Here is a 17,974-nt window from a genome sequence, read left to right on the forward strand (position 1 = left end):
ATATAATTACTTCACACCAATATATTATGCAAGTTTCATGCCAAACTTTTAAAGTTACACATTTTTTACTAGAGAATACTAGAGTAACGTCTATTAATCTTTTACCTATCAAGGAAAAAGAAGTTTTCATCAAGTTCTTGTAAACTTAAAAATTCCGATATCCTTGATTTTCACTCCACCTTATTGAACTTAAAGATATAAAGAGTGTATACAAAGTAGACTACTAGTTTACTTTGTATACAAAGAGCGGAACAAAAGTAGTAATATAGTTATTCTTTCAACTAGACAGTTTATTCAATTTACGTTACGTTTAGAGAAATCAGGAAAAGGGATCGTTCCGAATGACATATTCCCCAATTAGATTTTCAAACTATATAAATGACAGGAGTGATTACTAGTGGAAGTATTTTCATTAACTGGTATAAGTGGCACCGGAAAAAGTTCAAGCGCTCTTAACTTCGCACATAAGCATCAAATTCCTGCAATTATAGATGACGGTTTACTAATCATCAATGGAGAAAAGATTGCAGGAACTTCTGCAAAGTTTGAGAAACTGACACTAACTGCAGTAAAAAGGGCTATATTTTTTGATGAACAACATGCCACAGAAGTTAGACTTGCACTAGAGAATGCATCACTAAAACGAATACTTCTTCTAGGAACTTCCGATAAGATGGTAAGAATTATTGCGGAACGGTTACAAATCGGTAAAATCCTGCATTATTATCATATAGAAGAAGTACGTTCATCTTCAGAAATAAAAATTGCAGAATTCGTTCGCAAAACTCAAGGTAAACATCTTATTCCTATTTCTCATCAACAAGTCGAACAAAAGTTTTTTAGTAAACTAATCCAAAGAGGGAAAGACATTTTTTCTTCTAACAGAGAAATCATTGGAAAAACAACAATCGTACGACCTGATTTCCATAAGGGTACGATCACAATTTCCGGTAAAGTTTTCGAAAGTACCGTATCAAAAAGCTGTGACTCAACATTTGGCATTATAGAATGTCACTCTGTATACGTAGAGCTCAACGTTTTGCCTACGGTATTCGTTGTGATAAGTATTTCTCCCTCAATGTCAACAGCGGTATTGGAGATTGCTAAAGAATTACAATCGAAAATTCACGATGATTTTATTCGTTTTTTTGAAATTGAACTTCATTCAATTAATGTTTCAGTACGTCTATCCACAAAAAAGAGAAAACACCAGTAACAACACCAGAATAAACGATAAAAAAACCAGATTCGGTAACTTCTTTCAAAGTATTTTCGAATCTGGATAAGACATAATTATAAGAAAAATTGATTGATATCGCTTTCTAAAACTTCTTCTAACTTACTAGGGTTCCACTTTGGAGAACGGTCTTTATCTACTAGAACAGCACGAAGTCCTTCATAAAAGTCAGGACAGTCCATAAAGTTCATCGCTAACTTTTTTTCCATTTCAAGTGCTTCCCACAAAGTCATATCTTTCCCTTTTATTAGTTGACGAAGGGTAACTTTTAGGGAGGTTGGAGATTTTGTCAAGAGCGTTTTTAGAGTACGGTCTGCCCATTCATCACCTTCAGTTGCAGCTGTTTCAAGTGAAAGAACTATGTCCTCCATGGAATCATGTTTAAAATGTTTATCAATTTTCTCCTGGTTTTTCATTAACTCGGAGGGTGCATCTGTAGTGGTACTAAAAGCTGCTAGAATCCGATCAAGGTCCTGTTCTACTGAATCGTGAGACCAGTTATTTTCGTTTAACGCATTCATAAGATCTTGCCATTTTTCACTTTCTAGATAATAATCTGCAACCTCTGCGTATAACGTATCACTCGCTTTAATCATTTCTGCAGTTAATGCCAAATAGCGACCTGAGTGCCCAGGTAAATGATTCAGGAAGTAACTACCACCGACGTCTGGAAAGAAACCGATATTCATTTCCGGCATTGCCCACTTTGTTTTTTCCGTCACAATGCGATGTGTTGCCCCAATTGCAAGGCCGACTCCCCCACCCATAATGATTCCATTCATGTAGGCTACTATTGGTTTTTTATATTCATGAATCTCATAATCTAGTTCGTACTCAAGATCAAAGAAATCCTTTGCGTATGCTTCGACTCCATTATCTTTCATATCATAAAATACCCGCATATCACCGCCTGCACAAAATCCTCTATCTCCCTCACCATATAGACATACCAATGCGACATCATCATCATTTTTCCATGTTTCAAGTGTTTCTAGCATTATACGAACAACTTCTTCGTTAATTGAATTAATTACTTGGGGACGATTAATTTTAATCCAACCGATCCCATTTTTAACTTCCGTTATAGCAACTGCTTCCATCAAAACCACCGCCTTAGTTATTTTTCGTATTCTCAAAAATTCTTCAAATATTAAGATACTTCTTTTATTAGGAATAGTCAATTTTTCAATATTCTTTCAAGAGTGAGTATATCACCTCAAAAGAGGTCATACTTTTTAATTTTTTCATAAAACGTTTTTCGGCTTATTCCTAATCTCTCAATTGCTTCTGATCGATTATCACTAGTTTCCATAACATATTGAATAATTTCTTTTTCTTTTCTTTCGATTACTAGTTTTAGACTTGTTTCCTTTTTATAAGTAGGCAAGGTATTCTGATCAAACGTCTCAATCGGAACCTCTGCATTGTATTGAATGCTATCTGGTAAATCTTCAACCCCTAAATGCACTTTATCTGAAAAAGCTACCATTCGCTCTAGCACATTAAAAAGTTCTCGAACATTTCCGGGCCATGAATATCGTTTCATTACTTCAAATGCTTCATCTTCAATCGTCACTTGCTTATTGTATCTTGGCATAATGTCATTTAAGATTACTTCACTTAATGATTTAATATCCTCTTTTCTATTTCGCAAAGGGGGAATTGTAATAGGCACTACGTTAATCCTGTAGTACAAATCCTCACGAAAAGTACCCTCGTCAATTTTTTTTCTTAAGTTCGCATTTGTCGCACATATCAGTCTTACATCAATCGAAGTTAGTTTCGTCCCACCAATTTTATTAAATTGACGCTCTTGAATAACCCGTAATAACTTTGCTTGATTGTTTAAAGACATGTCCCCTATCTCGTCCAATAATAAAGTCCCACCATTAGCCATTTCTAAAATTCCTTTTTTTCCACCTTTTCTTGACCCGGTAAATGACCCTTCGGTATATCCAAACATTTCACTTTCGAATAAAGCCTCTGGAATGGAGGCCATATTTATCGGAATAAACGGCTTGTTAAATCGAGCGCTTGATTCATGAATCGCTTTTGCAAATACTTCCTTTCCAACGCCACTTTCCCCATACAAAACAACTGTCGCATCCGTTTTTGCAATATTTTTAGTCATATCCACCGCATTTTGCATTTCAGGTACACTTGTTTTCAGTCGTGAGTAATTTTTACTGTCCAATTGTTTTTGCAACTGCATTGAATAATCCTTATATTTGCTAAGCTCGATTTGTAAACTCGTAATCTCTGAAATATCCTGCATGATTGTGACGACCCCAATCATCTGTCCTTTTTCAAGCAGTGGGGTGATATTGGCGCGCACATGTTTTTGCAAAGAATGGACATAACTATAGTCATTAATCCTTTTTGCACCGTCCTTTAACACCTCTAATATTCTAGAATCGGGTTCTATATCACTCATTTTTTTATTTATTATTTTTTCCGCAGGAACACCGAATTGGTCGGTATATGCTTTATTAATAAAAACGATTGTACTATCATTCAATATGACAATGACAGCGTCATGTAACGATTCCAATATAGATAATAGATGATTTTCTAATTTCAAGTAATCCACCTCGCTTGTTAGATACAATGATAACTTCTAGCTTTAAATTGGGTTAAATTTCAAATTCAAGTGCAAAAAATGCTGTGTTAAGGTATACTTTCATTATCAGAATAGTTCAACTGATTAATTACTATTTGAAAGGATGTGCATCACCAGGAATAATTTCAACTTGCTCATGGCACCATTCAGAAGTCTCATGCCCATTAGTTCTCTGGAATATGATGATGAAAGGGTGATTCCACACTTGAAAACGACCACTGATCGTATGCTGAATCGCATCAAGGACGTTTACATGTACATCCTTGAAAATGGTATCGTAACTACAGATAGTCTAGTTGAAGAATTTGGCATTAGCCACCGTACAATTCAAAGGGACTTAAATGTACTTGAGTATAATGGCTTAATAACTAGTCCAGTCCGTGGACAATGGACCACAACAATGAAAAAAGTAAAAGTAACATAATGACTCACTATCAAGTTGGAGTTTATATAATCCTGAGAAAATCCACGTCATCCGCCGCAACGCTTCAATTGAATTAAGATAAATAGAAAGGGTTGAATCGCCTAATGCGACTTCAACCCTTTTTTTGTTTTCAAGAAATGGTAACTAATAAATCTAGCTCTTCGTCCGTTAGTTCTCGATAAGCACCAAGTGGTAGAGATTCATCTAAAGCTAGTGGGCCCATCGACAAGCGCTTCAAGTAGATAACTCTTTTACCAACTGCCTCAAACATTCTTTTCACTTGATGAAATTTCCCTTCAGTAATCGTTAGTTCAATTTCTGATATTTCATCTGATTTTAATATGCGAAGTTCACCTGGTTTTGTTTCATACCCGTCGTCAAGAATTACACCTTCAGCAAACTTTTGTACATCCTCTTCTGTTACAACCCCTTCAACGTGAGCAAAGTACGTTTTAGGAACCCCTTTTTTTGGTGAAAGCAGATTATGTGCAAGCAAGCCATCGTTTGTTAATAGAAGGAATCCTTCCGTATCTTTATCAAGTCGCCCTACTGGAAATGGTTTGAAATGCCTTGTTGCTTCGTCTAACATATCAACAACAGTTGGATCCCATTTGTCTTCAGTTGCAGATAATACGCCTTGTGCTTTGTTCATCATGACATATATAAATTTTTTATAAACTACAGGTTCTCCTAGTAACGTAACTTGGTCTTTCGCAACATCTATATGTTTTGCAGCCGACTTAACCGTTTCTTCATTCACTCGAACTGCACTTTTTTTTAATAAAATACGAACTTCTTTTCTTGTACCGAATCCCATATTCGATAGTAATTTATCTAAACGCATTATTTGCCTCCTAAAAACCTAGTTTCTTTGTATACTTCGTTAAGCGTTCACCAAATAACTTTTGGGCTAACCCCGTTTTTAGTGACAGATAACCATAAATAACTGCTCCTACAAATGCACAGACTAGAATATAGAGAAGCGCATGCATTTTACCGTCAACCAGACTTAATGCAAGCAAACCTTTTAAAGTAAATGAAACCGCGACAAACATAATCAGATTCAAAATACCTATCAGAAGGATCCTACGCATTACAATATTTGATTTGTATTGGAGCGTTCTTGAAATAATTGTTATATTTAACCCCACTGCGATGCTGTAACCTATCGATGTGGCTAATATGGCTCCAGATGTTTCAAATGCCTTTATAAGTGGAATATTTATCGCAAACTTAATGAGCAAGCCTAACAATGCACTAAAGACAATCCATTTATGTCGATCAATACCTTGTAAAATTGCTGCAGTCACTGTAAATAAACCAAATAAAATTGCAACTGGTGCATACGTGGCAAGTATTTTTGCACCCATGACATCGTACTCATATAAAACTTCATAAAATTCACTTGATAATACAACTAGGCCAATAACTATTGGCAATGTTAAGAACAACATAATCTGGTAGGTTTGATCCAAAGAACGACTAATCCCTTTTTTATCATCCAGAGTATAATACCGAGTGATTACAGGAATGAGCGCCATAGCAAATCCTGCTGCAACCATAACTGGGATCATGACAAATTTATGTGTCAACAAGTTCAGCATCGTTAAATAAACGTCTGAAACACTTGCTTTTCCAATGGATTCCATCGCTCCGTTAAACGTAATCATATCGACAAACTGATAAAGAGGATTGATTACACCAACAAGAACGAACGGGAAAATGTACACGACTAGTTCTCTATAAATCTCTTTATAAGCTATTTCGCCCGCTGGAGGGCTATTAACTAGAAGGTGATCAAATTCTGGTTTATATCTTTTCCAATAAAAGATCAATACAATTAAACTCGCAATTGCTCCAACAAATGCTGCAAACACAGCAAAGTTTACAGCCGTCCGAGGAGAGCCGTCCATGAAATTCACTACGATAAATGCACCGACAAGTACGACAATAATACGGACAATTTGTTCAACTAATTGAGATACTGCTGTTGGTTCCATTCGCTGGTACCCTTGCAAAAATCCCCTAATAATACTCATAATAGGAACAACTAGCAAAGCAAAACTCACCCACCGAATAACTCCGGCAATTTCATCAATCGTAAAAATTTGTTCGTCACTTTTCCGAACGAGATGCGCAATTGGTTCTGCCATAAAAAATAAAGCAAGAAACGCTAAAACCCCAGTAATTGACATGATGAGCACACCAGAACGCATTAGTTTACGTCCAGTCGCATAATCCCCTAGGGCGTTATACTTTGATACGAATTTTGAGAAAGCTGGCGGTGCTCCTGCTATAGCTATTGCGAGTGCAATATTGTAAGGTATGTAAGCATATTGATATAAACCGATGTTTTCCTTACCGACAATCGCGTAAAAAGGGATAAGATACAATAAGCCGAGCGCTTTTGAAATAAACAATGCAATTGTTAAAATTGCAGTACCTTTAATTAAATTCGATGACATGGTGTAATCCTTCCATTCTAAAGAAATCTCTATATTAGTTTACCCTCGGACGCACCTTTTCACAATCATTAACAGCTTGCGTGTATAATAAAAGAAAAATGAAAGTGTGGGTTTCAAAATGTATGACGTAATAATCGTCGGCGCGGGGCCATCTGGATTGATGGCTTCCATTGCCGCTGCAGAAAATGGAAGAAAAGTTCTTCTTATCGAGAAAGGGAAAAAACCTGGAAATAAGCTTGCCATTTCAGGCGGTGGTCGATGCAATGTCACCAATCGCTTGCCGCAAGAAGAAATCATTAAAAACATTCCCGGAAATGGACGCTTTTTATATGGTCCCTTCTCCGTTTTCAACAACGAAGATATTATTAATTTTTTTGAAGGGCTTAATGTTCCTTTGAAAGAAGAAGACCATGGCCGTATGTTCCCTGTTTCAAATAAGGCAAAAGATGTGGTCGGGGCACTCCTTTCTGAAATGGAGCGATTGAACGTCGAAATGAGACTTATGACTCGGGTTCAAAAGCTATTAATGGATGATGAGAAAGTTCTCGGGGTTCGATTAGATTCTGGTGAAGAGTTACGTTCAAGCGCCGTAGTTTTGGCTGTAGGTGGTAAGGCTGTTCCTCAAACCGGGTCGACAGGAGATGGCTATCCATGGGCAGAAAAAGCGGGTCATACAGTAACCGAACTTTATCCGACAGAAGTTCCTCTTTTATCAAGTGAACGTTTTATAGTTTCGAAAGAATTGCAAGGACTCGCATTGCGGGATGTCGCTGTATCCGTAATCAACTCGAAAGGAAAAACACTAGTTACACATCAGATGGACATGCTTTTTACACACTTCGGGTTAAGTGGTCCGGCCATATTACGATGCAGTCAATATGTCGTTAAAGAGCGGATGAAAAACGGCAATAATCCTGTCGAAATGCGCATCGATTCACTTCCCTTAATGAATGAGGAGAACGTATTTCAAACACTAAATTCAATGCTCAAGGAAGATCCAAAGAAAGCTGTGAAAAATAGTTGGAAAGGAATTGCCCCCGAACGTTGGTTACTCTTTTTGTTTGACCGTTCAGAAATTGACCCTTCTGAGATAGGCGCAACAATGCTAGCCGAGAAAGTTCGAACGTTAGCCAAGCTATTAAAAACATTCTCTATGGAAGTAAACGGTACGCAACCAATCGAAAAAGCTTTCGTAACAGGCGGTGGCGTTTCCATCAAAGAAATTGTCCCTAAAACGATGGCTTCTCGAAAAAAGGACGGCCTTTATTTTTGTGGAGAACTATTAGATATCCACGGGTATACAGGTGGCTATAACATTACTTCGGCGCTTGTTACAGGAAGAATTGCTGGCATGAATGCCGGAAAATTTGCAAAGTCTACCTAACGCCTGATTCTTCTAATGAAAATAGTGCTGAATTGAAAAACCGCGGAAAGAGAATTTTCACTCTCTACCGCGGTTTTTTTATATTACCCTGCTACTATATTGACAATTCTTCCTGGAATTCCAATAACTTTCTTGATTTCTTTACCATCAAGGAACGCAATCACTTTGTCATCAGCTAATGCAGCTGCTTCAAGTTCTTCTTTAGTGGCATCTTTTTCGACTACGATTTTCGTTCGTACTTTTCCGTTAATTTGTACGGCGATTTCTACCGTTTCATCAACCAACTTTGAAGCATCGAATGTTGGCCATTCTTCGTACGTAATTGTACCTTCATGCCCAAGCAACGCCCATAACTCTTCAGCTATATGTGGTGTCACTGGAGATAACATTTTAACAAAGCCTTCAACATATTCTTTCGGAATAGAATCTACTTTATAGCCCTCATTAATGAAAACCATTAGCTGTGATATAGCCGTATTATTACGCATTGCCTCGTAGTCTTCAGTAACCTTTTTAACCGTCTGATGATACACTTTTTCCATTTCTCCGCCAACTTCACCGTTGACTTTTGAACTGAGTGTACCGTCTTCTTCATTAACAAATAGACGCCAGATGCGATCTAAGAAACGTCGTGCACCGTCCAATCCATTTGTTGACCAAGCTTTTGATGATTCTAATGGCCCCATGAACATTTCGTATAGACGCAGTGTATCTGCCCCGTGTGAATGTACGATGTCATCAGGGTTCACAACGTTGCCTTTTGATTTAGACATTTTCTCATTGCCCTCGCCAAGAATCATTCCTTGGTTAAACAGCTTTTGGAACGGTTCTTTCGATTCCACTACGCCGATATCGTAAAGCACTTTGTGCCAGAAACGTGCGTAAAGTAAATGAAGAACCGCATGTTCTGCTCCTCCAACATAGATGTCAACCGGTAACCATCTTTTCGCAAGTTCTGGATCAATAAGCATCTCATCATTGTCAGGGTCAATGTAGCGTAAATAATACCAGCAGCTTCCTGCCCATTGTGGCATCGTATTCGTTTCACGACGACCTTTCATTCCAGTTTCTGGATGAACAACATTCACCCATTCTTCAATATTCGCAAGTGGTGACTCTCCTGTTCCACTCGGTTTGATATTTTCAGTTACTGGAAGAATAAGTGGTAAATCAGCTTCGTCTACTGGTGCCATTGTGCCATCTTCCCAGTGAATGATTGGAATCGGCTCGCCCCAATAGCGCTGTCTAGAAAACAACCAGTCACGAAGACGATACGTTATTTTCTTTTCACCTTTTCCTTTTTCCACAAACCACTCAATTGATTTTTCGATTGCATCGTCTTTTCCAAGACCATCTAGGAAACCAGAATTAATATGCTTTCCATCACCTACATAAGCCTCTTTTGAAATATCTCCGCCAGCGACAACTTCAATGATAGGTAAATTAAATTCAGTCGCGAACTCATAGTCACGCTCATCATGTGCAGGAACCGCCATAATCGCACCTGTTCCATAAGTTGCAAGAACGTAATCCGCTATCCAAATCGGCATTTTCTCTCCACTTGCCGGGTTGATTGCGTAAGCTCCTGTGAATACGCCGGTTTTCTCTTTTGCGAGATCTGTACGTTCTAAATCACTCTTCAGTTTCACAGTTTCAAGATACGTAGCAACTGCTTTTTCTTGTTCCGGAGTCGTAATTTTTTCGACAAGCTTATGCTCTGGAGCTAGAACAGCATACGTAGCGCCAAAAATCGTATCTGGACGTGTTGTGAATCCATCAAACGATAAGTCAGTGCCATCGATTTCAAAAGTCAATTGTGCACCTTCCGAACGACCTATCCAGTTGCGTTGCATATCCTTTAAACTTTCTGGCCAATCAAGATCGTCTAAATCTTCAAGTAAACGATCCGCATAATTCGTAATACGAAGAACCCATTGTCGCATCGGACGTCGCTCTACAGGATGTCCACCACGCTCTGACTTTCCGTCAATTACTTCTTCGTTCGCTAAAACCGTGCCAAGTGCAGGACACCAGTTAACAGCCACTTCATCAACATAAGCAAGTCCTTTATTGTAAAGTTGAATGAAAATCCACTGTGTCCATTTATAATAACTAGGATCTGTTGTATTGATTTCGCGGTCCCAATCGTATGAGAAACCTAAATCATTCATTTGACGCTTAAATGTCGCTATGTTTTTAGCTGTAAATTCAACAGGGTCATTTCCTGTATCAAGTGCATATTGCTCTGCAGGAAGTCCAAAAGCATCCCATCCCATTGGATGAAGAACGTTATAACCCTGTTTACGCTTGAAGGAACTTAATATATCCGTTGCTATGTATCCAAGCGGATGACCAACATGAAGTCCTGCACCTGAAGGGTAAGGAAACATATCTAACGCATAAAACTTTGGTTTAGAGGGATCATCCGTCAGTTTAAATACTTTGTTGTCTTTCCAATATTGCTGCCATTTTTTCTCGATTTGTCCGTGATTGTAACTCATTAATAGTTCCTCCTTTAAATATAAAAAAACTCGTCCCCTAATAAATTAAGGGACGAGAATTGGTTACAGTTTCCCGCGGTGCCACCCAAATTGACGGTAAACCGCCCAACTTGATTCCTTAACGCGGATAACGGCTTTGGCTACTTACTGTTCACCATTGCAGACTCAAAGGCGAGTTCAATATATCGTGACATCGGCTTTCACCAAACACCGATTCTCTGTAGAACACAACATGATTTACTATTCCTTTTCTTCGTCAAACACTATTATGTATTATCTTAATCGAACCATTCAGAAATAACAAGTTTTTTAGCGATTAATAAGAAAGTGGGGAAGCTACTTATGCATAGCTTCCCCACTTTCGATTCAATTACATTTGACGTCTTTCACAATCAGTACAGCTTCTGTCGAATCAATAACGTCTTGCACTGTAAATCCTTCAAATACTTCTTTTAGTTCAAGACCTTCAGAAGTAACCTCAATCAGCGCACGTTCAGTAATGATTTTGTGCACGACATTTTTTCCCGTCAATGGAAGTTCGCATTCTTTTTTAATTTTGGCCGACCCATCCCGTGCAACATGGTCCATAATGACAATTATTTTTTTAGCCCCATGCACAAGGTCCATCGCGCCGCCCATTCCTTTGATCATCTTTCCCGGAATCATCCAATTTGCGAGATCCCCTTTTTCCGAAACTTCCATTGCCCCAAGAATCGCGACGTCAACATGTCCCCCACGAATCATTGCGAACGATTCAGCACTTGTAAAATACGCTGATCCAGGAATTGATGTCACTGTTTCTTTTCCCGCATTAATCAAATCGGGATCGACTTCATCGACTGTCGGATAAGGGCCAATTCCAAGTAGACCATTTTCAGATTGCAATACGACGGTTTTATCTGCCGAAATATAATTCGCAACAAGCGTAGGCATACCGATACCTAGATTGACATAGTTGCCATCTTCAATTTCTTTTTCCGCTTGCCTTGCGATTCGTTCTCTGTAGTTTACTGCTCCCATAGCTCACACGCCCCTTTCCTTTTTTCTTAGCGAGTTGTTAAACGCTCAATTCGTTTTTCCTGGTCCGCTTGTAGAAGTCCTTGCACGTAAATGCTTGGTGTATGAATCGTCTGTGGATCGAGGTTCCCGGTTTCAACGATTTCCTCCACTTCCGCAATTGTAGTTTTTCCAGCTGCTGCCATCATCGGGTTAAAGTTTTGTGCCGTTTTATTGTAAATAAGATTTCCGAATTTATCTGCTTTAGCTGCGAGGATTAATGAGTAATCTGCTCGCAGCGCTTCTTCCAATACATATTCTTTACCGTCAAAAACACGTATTTCTTTACCTTCAGCTACCGTTGTTCCAACCCCTGCTGGGGTGTAAAAAGCAGGAATTCCTGCACCTCCTGCTCTAATTTTTTCAGCTAGCGTACCTTGAGGCGTCAATTCTATTTCAATTTCACCAGCAAGAACTTGCCGTTCAAACTCTTTATTTTCACCAACATACGAGCCTATCATTTTCTTAATCTGCTTTTCTTTTAACAATAGGCCCAGTCCCCACTCATCAACACCACAGTTATTCGAAATAACCGTTAAATCTTTTACTCCTTTTTCAACAAGCGCTAAAATAAGTTGTTCCGGAATCCCAACTAGTCCAAACCCTCCAACCATTATTGTTGCACCATCTTGAATGTCTGCAACCGCTTCCTTTGCGGACGAATAAATTGGTTTCATGTCAATTCCTCCTAACAAATTTATGAGATAAGCCTTTTTATTTGCTTCTGAAACGTTCTGTAGTTTACAAGTTATATTTCTTTACCTTCTCATATAGTGTACTTCTACTAAGCCCTAAAACCTTTGCCGCTGCAAGTTTGTCTGGATTATGCAGTAATGTTTCATGTAGAATATTTCGCTCGACCTCCTCCAAAGATTCCGAGAGCGTTCTAGAACCAATGGTGTAAAACGTCCGCTCCATCTTTATTTGTTGTGGCAATACACTTGGCTCTATTACTTCACCATTCGTCAGATAGACAGCTGCCTGAATAACGTTTTTCAGCTCCCGAACGTTTCCTGGCCAATGGTAAGCTTGTAAATATTCCATGGTATCCGTAGCGAATATAAGATTTCTTTTACCTGCCCTCATAAGCGATTTATGAAACAAGTAGTTTGTAATTTCAATGAAATCATCCATCCTCTCACGTAAAGGTGGAAGTTGTAACGTAATTGCTTGAATTCGATAATATAAGTCCTCCCGAAACTTTCCAGACTCAATCAAACTTTTTAAAGGTTGATTTGAAGCAGCAACTAATCGAACATTCGCTTTTTCTGATTGAACTGAACCGATTGAGTCTATTAACCCCTCTTGCATCACTCTCAACAATTTTACTTGTACCGATAAAGGCATATTCCCAACATCATCCAAAAACAAAGTTCCACCATCGGCTAAATGGAATCTTCCTTCAGTTTCAGCACGACCAAATAATTCTGATTCTAATAAATCGGGTGGAATTGCAGCACAATTTAATTTAATAAAAGGCTTATCAGATCGATCGGATAGCTGATGAATGCTATGAGCAAACAACTCTTTACCCGTACCGCTTTCACCTTGTATGAGTACTGGAAGATCACTAGGTGCAATCATTTGGATTGTTTCTTTTATTGAACGAATCGCCTTGGAAGATCCAATAATGTTTTTGAGAAGGGACTGAGAACCTTCATTTGTAGGTTTTCCAAAATTAATTTTTTCCATTTGAATTTTGACATTAGAACTCAGTTTATGCCAATCATTGAAATCCCTAAATACAACACTACCGAATGCGCCGACCACCTCACCGTCTACCTTCAGAGGAACTCGATTCGCCAGCATATATGTACCTTTAATAAATTGTGCGGAAGCAATATGCGCTTTACCAGTAGCGATCACCTCATGCATTCGGCTATTTTCGATAACATCGTTTACCGGTTTGCCTAACGCCTCCTCACGTCTAATCTCTAGAAATTTACAATAGTCTTCATTAATATACATAATCTTAGATTCTTTATTCACGACAACAAACCATTGAAATGCATTTTCAAGTATTTGTGTTAGCAACGATTCAGGCAAGTGTTCAACTAAAGATTTCATACCATTCCCCCACATTTTTTATATTCAACGAAACGAGTATATAGAATTCTTCTACACCATCTTCTCAAATTCTAAATAACCGTGCAAATTAAAGAGTTTAATAGTTCTGAAAACTTCAACTGTAAAGGGGTCTTAATAGCTGAATTACTCTAACTGAAACTTCACCAGTAGCTTGCTTAACTCGTCAGCCCTATTAGATAAAGAGGTAGATGCCGCAGCAACTTCTTGGATTGTCGTACTTTGCCCTCTTGATCTATAGCTTGGAATGATTAACAGAAACAATAAGTAACTTTGACTTAATACGGCTAAACTTAATTCAGACCTATAAACAACTCCTTCTAGGTCTAACATTGTATTTTAGACAATTCACGTCTAAACCGTTTATCTAAACAAAAAATCTTGTCCCTCAATAATAGGGGCAAGAGCTCTGTATTTTCCCTGCAATGCCATCCAATTGTTAAGGATCTAACGCTTGTGGCGTCGCAGGAAATGATCTAACAAGTTATAATAAATGTCGAGCAATTATTGGATCGTATAGCCTCCATCAAGCACTACTGCCTGCCCAGTCATTCCTCTTGCAGCATCGCTTGCCAAAAATAACGTTAGATCAACAACTTCCTTTACATCAAGGAGGCGTTTTTGTGGAACTAATGGGAAAATTACTTCTTCAAGCACTGACTCAAAGGGAACATTTTTAGTTTTTGCCAAATCATGGAACTGATTACGAACAAGTGCAGTATCTACGTAACCAGGACAAATTGCATTAACTGTAATTCCATCAGTTGCCGTTTCCAATGCTGCCACCTTTGTCAAGCCTATGACACCATGCTTCGCAGAGTTATAAGCAGCTTTACCGGCAAATCCGATCATGCCATTAATAGAAGCCATGTTAAGGATGCGCCCAAATCCGTTCTTCCTCATATGTGGTAGTACGAGCTTCGTTGCGATAAATGGTGCAGTAAGCATAACACTTATTAATAACTCAAACTTTTCAGTGGGGTAGTCTTCAAGTAACTCTACATGTTGTATCCCTGCATTATTTATTAATATGTCAATTCGTCCAAACTGTTCTATTGTTTTTTCAATTGCTAGTTGCAAGTCTCGTTCTAACGTAACATCACACTTAATTCCGATAGCACCTTTTCCAATCATTGAAGCTGCCGCTATAACTTTTTCTTCATTAATATCTGAAAGTGCTACTAGTGCACCAACATTCGCAAACTCACGTGCAATTTCTAAACCAATGCCTTGTGCTCCACCAGTAATGAAAAGAACCTTTCCCTTTACCATAATGACTGACTCCTCCAATAAAATAGCACCTCCCAGAAAATAGCACTTTAAAGTTTAAATTCTAAATATCCATGTAAACAAGATGCTAGCAATAATGAAACCAAGCTTTGGTAATACAACGGTTGCAGCAGCAACTACCCGGTAAGCAGCACGGTGCGTTTCCCCGAAAATTGATTGAATTGTCGTCACGACAGATCGATTATACAAATGTGAATCAGGAGTACAAGACGAGGTTGCTGCAATGCAATAGCTTCCCCTCCTGAAGCAGAGCCTGTCATATCTGCTTTGACGGATTATGCAATTGCAGCTCCAATTTGTGATGATCCAACGACGAACATGCTTACTCCACCATAAGTTAAGACCGCATATGCGAGTACAATTGCAAAAAAATCAAAATAGATAAGAACGAATTTCACGCGTCCATTAGTTCGCTGAAGCTGAACCTAAATACGTTTTTATCAAACCATCATTCTTTAATAAATCTCGTGAAGGTCCATGTATCTTCACCTCACCTACTTGTAAAACATACGCTCGGTCAGATATAGCTAAAGTGGCCATGGCTAATTGCTCGACAACCATAACCGTCTTGCCAGATTTCTTCAGCTCCAACAGAGTGTCAAATATCTGTTTTACAAATATAGGTGATAAACCCATTGATGGTTCATCTAGAATAACTAAATCTGGATCCGACATAAGCGCTCTGGATACAGCTAACATCTGCTGCTCACCACCGCTTAATGTACCAGCTTGCTGCTTTCTTCTCTCCTTTAATCTTGGAAATCTTTTGTACTCTCTTTCTATAAGCTCTTGAATTTTTTCTTTGTCTTTATGAATCGTAAACGCACCTAGAATTAGATTATCCTCTACTGACTGATCACCAAAAACCTGACGACCTTGAGGGACATGGGATATACCATACCCTAAAATTTTATGCGCAGGAGTACCCGTAATCACATTATCCTTATATAGGATAGTCCCGCCCTTCACCTTTAACAGCCCAGTAATCGCTTTTAATAGTGTAGTTTTCCCAGCACCATTGGGACCAATAACAGCAACGATTTCTCCTTCATTTACTTCCAGTGATATATTGTGTAAAGCGGATGCTTTTCCATAACTAACCGATAGATTTTGTACCTGCAACAAGCTGATTCACCTCTTCTCCACCAAGATAGGCATCAATTACCCTTGGATCATTTTGAATAGTTTCAGGAGTTCCTTCACAAATTTTCTTACCGAAATCTAACACTGTAATATAATCACAAACATTCATAACTATATCCATATGATGTTCAACCAAAATAATAGACAATCCTGCATTTTTCAAACGTTGGATTACATCCATGATTTTTTCAATTTCTTTTGGACTAGCCCCTGCTGCTGGTTCATCAAGAATCAGTAAATCAGGTTTCAAAGCTAATCCCCTAGCTATTTCAACTAATCGCTGTTCACCATATGGTAAGTCAGACGATTTTTCATGGGCTCTTTCTTCTAAGCCAACAATTCGTAATAGATCATAAGCTTTTTGTGCATAGTATCGTTCTTCATTAGATACCTGACCTAGATATATTAAGTTTTTCAGGAATCCTGTTTTGAAATGACGATGAAAACCAACCATGACGTTTTGTAGAACACTCATGTCCTCAAATAATTGAAGGTTTTGGAATGTCCTGGTAACACCTTCTCGAGCTATACCATGTGGAGCATAGTTTGTAATGTTCTTTCCTTTCCATAGTAGGTTTCCGCCTGTCGGCATATAGACTCCACTTAGGACGTTTACTGTAGTGCTTTTTCCTGATCCGTTTGGTCCAATAATTCCGTGAACAGTTCCACCTAAAATCTCAATTTCAACTTCGTCGATAGCTTTTAACCCACCAAAATGCATAGAAATATTTTTAAGTTCTAAAAGCTTACCAGTAATCCCATCGGGTAAATCTATTTTGGCCTCCCGATCATCATGTAAAATTCCTAATTCAACATTGACTTTTTTACTAGAAAACTTTTTAAAGTAAGATAATCTGGACAGCGCACCCACGATCCCATCCGGTAAAAGGATTAGTGCAACTAATAATATTCCACCAAAGATCATTAAATGATAATCTACAAAGTTATGAAGGAATTGCGGTAATCCAACGATAACCACTGTACCTATAATAGGACCTATCTTTGTTCCCGATCCTCCTATAATAACCGCAATAAGGAACATAATAGAAAGATTCAATTCAAAAGTTGTACTACTTATAAATTGATTTTGAAAAGCAAACAGTCCTCCACCTACACCTGCCAAAAAAGCTGAAACAGAAAAAGCTAGTATCTTCCAATTTCGAACGTTAATTCCTAGCACCTCTGAAGCAACTTCACTATTTCCAAAAGCAGTAAAGGTCCTTCCAAAACGACCTCTAAAGATATTCGTTGCAGCTGCTGTAAATAATATTGCCAGAAGACCAATAAACCACATATATTGAATTGGCCCAAGCTCAAGACCGAAAAAGGAAGGTACCGAAGTTTTGGTTCCTGCCGGACCGCCCGTGACATTTACCCAGCGGTTGGCTATAATACTAACCAATTCTCCAAATGCAATTGTTACCATTGCCAGATAAGGACCTTTCGCTCGCAAGGACAAGAGAGCTACTATCGCTCCAAATAAAGCAGCTATTAAGCCCGAGATCAGAATACTTACGAAGAAATTCAATCCTACAGTCATGGTAAGTATTGCAGAAGAATATGCTCCTATCGCATAAAATCCTACATGCCCCAATGAAAGCTGATTCGAGAGTCCCACAAGTAGATTTAATCCTAAGATGACAATGTAAGTAATTAAAAATGTCTGTGCTACATGAATGGTATGAGCATTGTTAAAAATCCAGGGAAATGCATATAAGAGGACGAGTGGGATTCCGATTTGATAAATCCACCATTTTGCTTTTATCATA

At 38.4% G+C, this 17,974-nt stretch carries 14 protein-coding genes and 1 other annotated feature; of the genes, 3 read left to right on the plus strand and 11 right to left on the minus strand.

The genetic code is table 11. The annotated features are described in order from the left end of the window. Positions 1-397 precede the first annotated feature (397 nt). Positions 398-1,216, plus strand: a complete 819-nt coding sequence (locus ACXYMX_RS10975) for a hypothetical protein (RefSeq protein ID WP_459044279.1) — start codon at positions 398-400, stop codon at positions 1,214-1,216. A gap of 77 nt (positions 1,217-1,293) precedes the next feature. On the opposite strand, the gene ACXYMX_RS10980 is transcribed toward ACXYMX_RS10975, so the two are convergent. Continuing rightward, entirely contained in the window at positions 1,294-2,337 is a 1,044-nt protein-coding gene (locus ACXYMX_RS10980; RefSeq protein ID WP_459044280.1) for an enoyl-CoA hydratase/isomerase family protein, read from the minus strand. 116 nt (positions 2,338-2,453) lie between these two features. Continuing rightward, the gene (locus ACXYMX_RS10985) at positions 2,454-3,818 is read right to left on the minus strand and encodes a sigma-54 interaction domain-containing protein (protein ID WP_459044281.1); all 1,365 of its coding nucleotides are present in this window, start codon (positions 3,816-3,818) and stop codon (positions 2,454-2,456) included. Between the two features lie 244 nt (positions 3,819-4,062). Here ACXYMX_RS10985 and ACXYMX_RS10990 point away from each other — a divergent pair, with 244 nt between their 5' ends. Continuing rightward, on the plus strand, positions 4,063-4,281 hold the full coding sequence (locus ACXYMX_RS10990) for a DeoR family transcriptional regulator (RefSeq protein WP_459044282.1): 219 nt from the start codon (positions 4,063-4,065) through the stop codon (positions 4,279-4,281). 130 nt (positions 4,282-4,411) lie between these two features. On the opposite strand, the gene ACXYMX_RS10995 is transcribed toward ACXYMX_RS10990, so the two are convergent. After that, positions 4,412-5,125 (minus strand): pseudouridine synthase, encoded by a 714-nt coding sequence (locus ACXYMX_RS10995; RefSeq protein ID WP_459044283.1) that lies wholly within the window; start codon positions 5,123-5,125, stop codon positions 4,412-4,414. 10 nt (positions 5,126-5,135) lie between these two features. Then, positions 5,136-6,746 carry a putative polysaccharide biosynthesis protein gene (locus tag ACXYMX_RS11000; RefSeq protein WP_459044284.1) on the minus strand — a complete coding sequence of 537 codons (1,611 nt, stop codon included), beginning with the start codon at positions 6,744-6,746 and terminating at the stop codon, positions 5,136-5,138. A 118-nt stretch (positions 6,747-6,864) separates the two neighbouring features. On the opposite strand from ACXYMX_RS11000, the gene ACXYMX_RS11005 reads away from it, so the two are divergent. Continuing rightward, positions 6,865-8,130 (plus strand): BaiN/RdsA family NAD(P)/FAD-dependent oxidoreductase, encoded by a 1,266-nt coding sequence (locus ACXYMX_RS11005; RefSeq protein ID WP_459044285.1) that lies wholly within the window; start codon positions 6,865-6,867, stop codon positions 8,128-8,130. Positions 8,131-8,213: 83 nt separating this feature from the next. On the opposite strand, the gene leuS is transcribed toward ACXYMX_RS11005, so the two are convergent. The 7 genes from leuS to ACXYMX_RS11040 all read right to left on the minus strand — a co-directional run bounded on the left by leuS (position 8,214) and on the right by ACXYMX_RS11040 (position 17,973). Beyond that, positions 8,214-10,631 carry a leucine--tRNA ligase gene (leuS, locus tag ACXYMX_RS11010; protein ID WP_459044286.1) on the minus strand — a complete coding sequence of 806 codons (2,418 nt, stop codon included), beginning with the start codon at positions 10,629-10,631 and terminating at the stop codon, positions 8,214-8,216. A gap of 45 nt (positions 10,632-10,676) precedes the next feature. Further along, positions 10,677-10,894 (minus strand) — a binding site (T-box leader). Between the two features lie 103 nt (positions 10,895-10,997). After that, positions 10,998-11,651 (minus strand): 3-oxoacid CoA-transferase subunit B, encoded by a 654-nt coding sequence (locus tag ACXYMX_RS11015; RefSeq protein ID WP_459044287.1) that lies wholly within the window; start codon positions 11,649-11,651, stop codon positions 10,998-11,000. Positions 11,652-11,677: 26 nt separating this feature from the next. Beyond that, the gene (locus ACXYMX_RS11020; RefSeq protein ID WP_459044288.1) at positions 11,678-12,364 is read right to left on the minus strand and encodes a CoA transferase subunit A; all 687 of its coding nucleotides are present in this window, start codon (positions 12,362-12,364) and stop codon (positions 11,678-11,680) included. Positions 12,365-12,428: 64 nt separating this feature from the next. Continuing rightward, positions 12,429-13,754: a sigma-54 interaction domain-containing protein gene (locus tag ACXYMX_RS11025; RefSeq protein WP_459044289.1), complete on the minus strand. Its 1,326-nt coding sequence runs from the start codon at positions 13,752-13,754 to the stop codon at positions 12,429-12,431. Between the two features lie 522 nt (positions 13,755-14,276). Beyond that, positions 14,277-15,044, minus strand: a complete 768-nt coding sequence (locus tag ACXYMX_RS11030) for a 3-hydroxybutyrate dehydrogenase (protein WP_459044290.1) — start codon at positions 15,042-15,044, stop codon at positions 14,277-14,279. 423 nt (positions 15,045-15,467) lie between these two features. Continuing rightward, complete coding sequence (locus tag ACXYMX_RS11035; RefSeq protein ID WP_459044291.1) at positions 15,468-16,187, minus strand: ABC transporter ATP-binding protein; 720 nt, start codon at positions 16,185-16,187, stop codon at positions 15,468-15,470. Beyond that, positions 16,159-17,973, minus strand: a complete 1,815-nt coding sequence (locus ACXYMX_RS11040; RefSeq protein WP_459044292.1) for a branched-chain amino acid ABC transporter ATP-binding protein/permease — start codon at positions 17,971-17,973, stop codon at positions 16,159-16,161. The genes ACXYMX_RS11035 and ACXYMX_RS11040 overlap by 29 nt, the downstream gene beginning before the upstream one ends. Position 17,974 lies beyond the last annotated feature (1 nt).

This window comes from Sporosarcina sp. CAU 1771, assembly GCF_054482775.1.

Bases quoted from the DNA above. Each gene is read 5' to 3' on its own strand.
- ACXYMX_RS10980 (WP_459044280.1), bottom strand. From the start codon at position 2,337: ATGGAAGCAGTTGCTATAACGGAAGTTAAAAATGGGATCGGTTGGATT.
- ACXYMX_RS10995 (WP_459044283.1), bottom strand. From the start codon at position 5,125: ATGCGTTTAGATAAATTACTATCGAATATGGGATTCGGTACAAGAAAA.
- ACXYMX_RS11000 (WP_459044284.1), bottom strand. From the start codon at position 6,746: ATGTCATCGAATTTAATTAAAGGTACTGCAATTTTAACAATTGCATTG.
- ACXYMX_RS11005 (WP_459044285.1), top strand. From the start codon at position 6,865: ATGTATGACGTAATAATCGTCGGCGCGGGGCCATCTGGATTGATGGCT.
- leuS (WP_459044286.1), bottom strand. From the start codon at position 10,631: ATGAGTTACAATCACGGACAAATCGAGAAAAAATGGCAGCAATATTGG.
- ACXYMX_RS11015 (WP_459044287.1), bottom strand. From the start codon at position 11,651: ATGGGAGCAGTAAACTACAGAGAACGAATCGCAAGGCAAGCGGAAAAA.
- ACXYMX_RS11020 (WP_459044288.1), bottom strand. From the start codon at position 12,364: ATGAAACCAATTTATTCGTCCGCAAAGGAAGCGGTTGCAGACATTCAA.
- ACXYMX_RS11025 (WP_459044289.1), bottom strand. From the start codon at position 13,754: ATGAAATCTTTAGTTGAACACTTGCCTGAATCGTTGCTAACACAAATA.
- ACXYMX_RS11030 (WP_459044290.1), bottom strand. From the start codon at position 15,044: ATGGTAAAGGGAAAGGTTCTTTTCATTACTGGTGGAGCACAAGGCATT.
- ACXYMX_RS11040 (WP_459044292.1), bottom strand. From the start codon at position 17,973: ATGATAAAAGCAAAATGGTGGATTTATCAAATCGGAATCCCACTCGTC.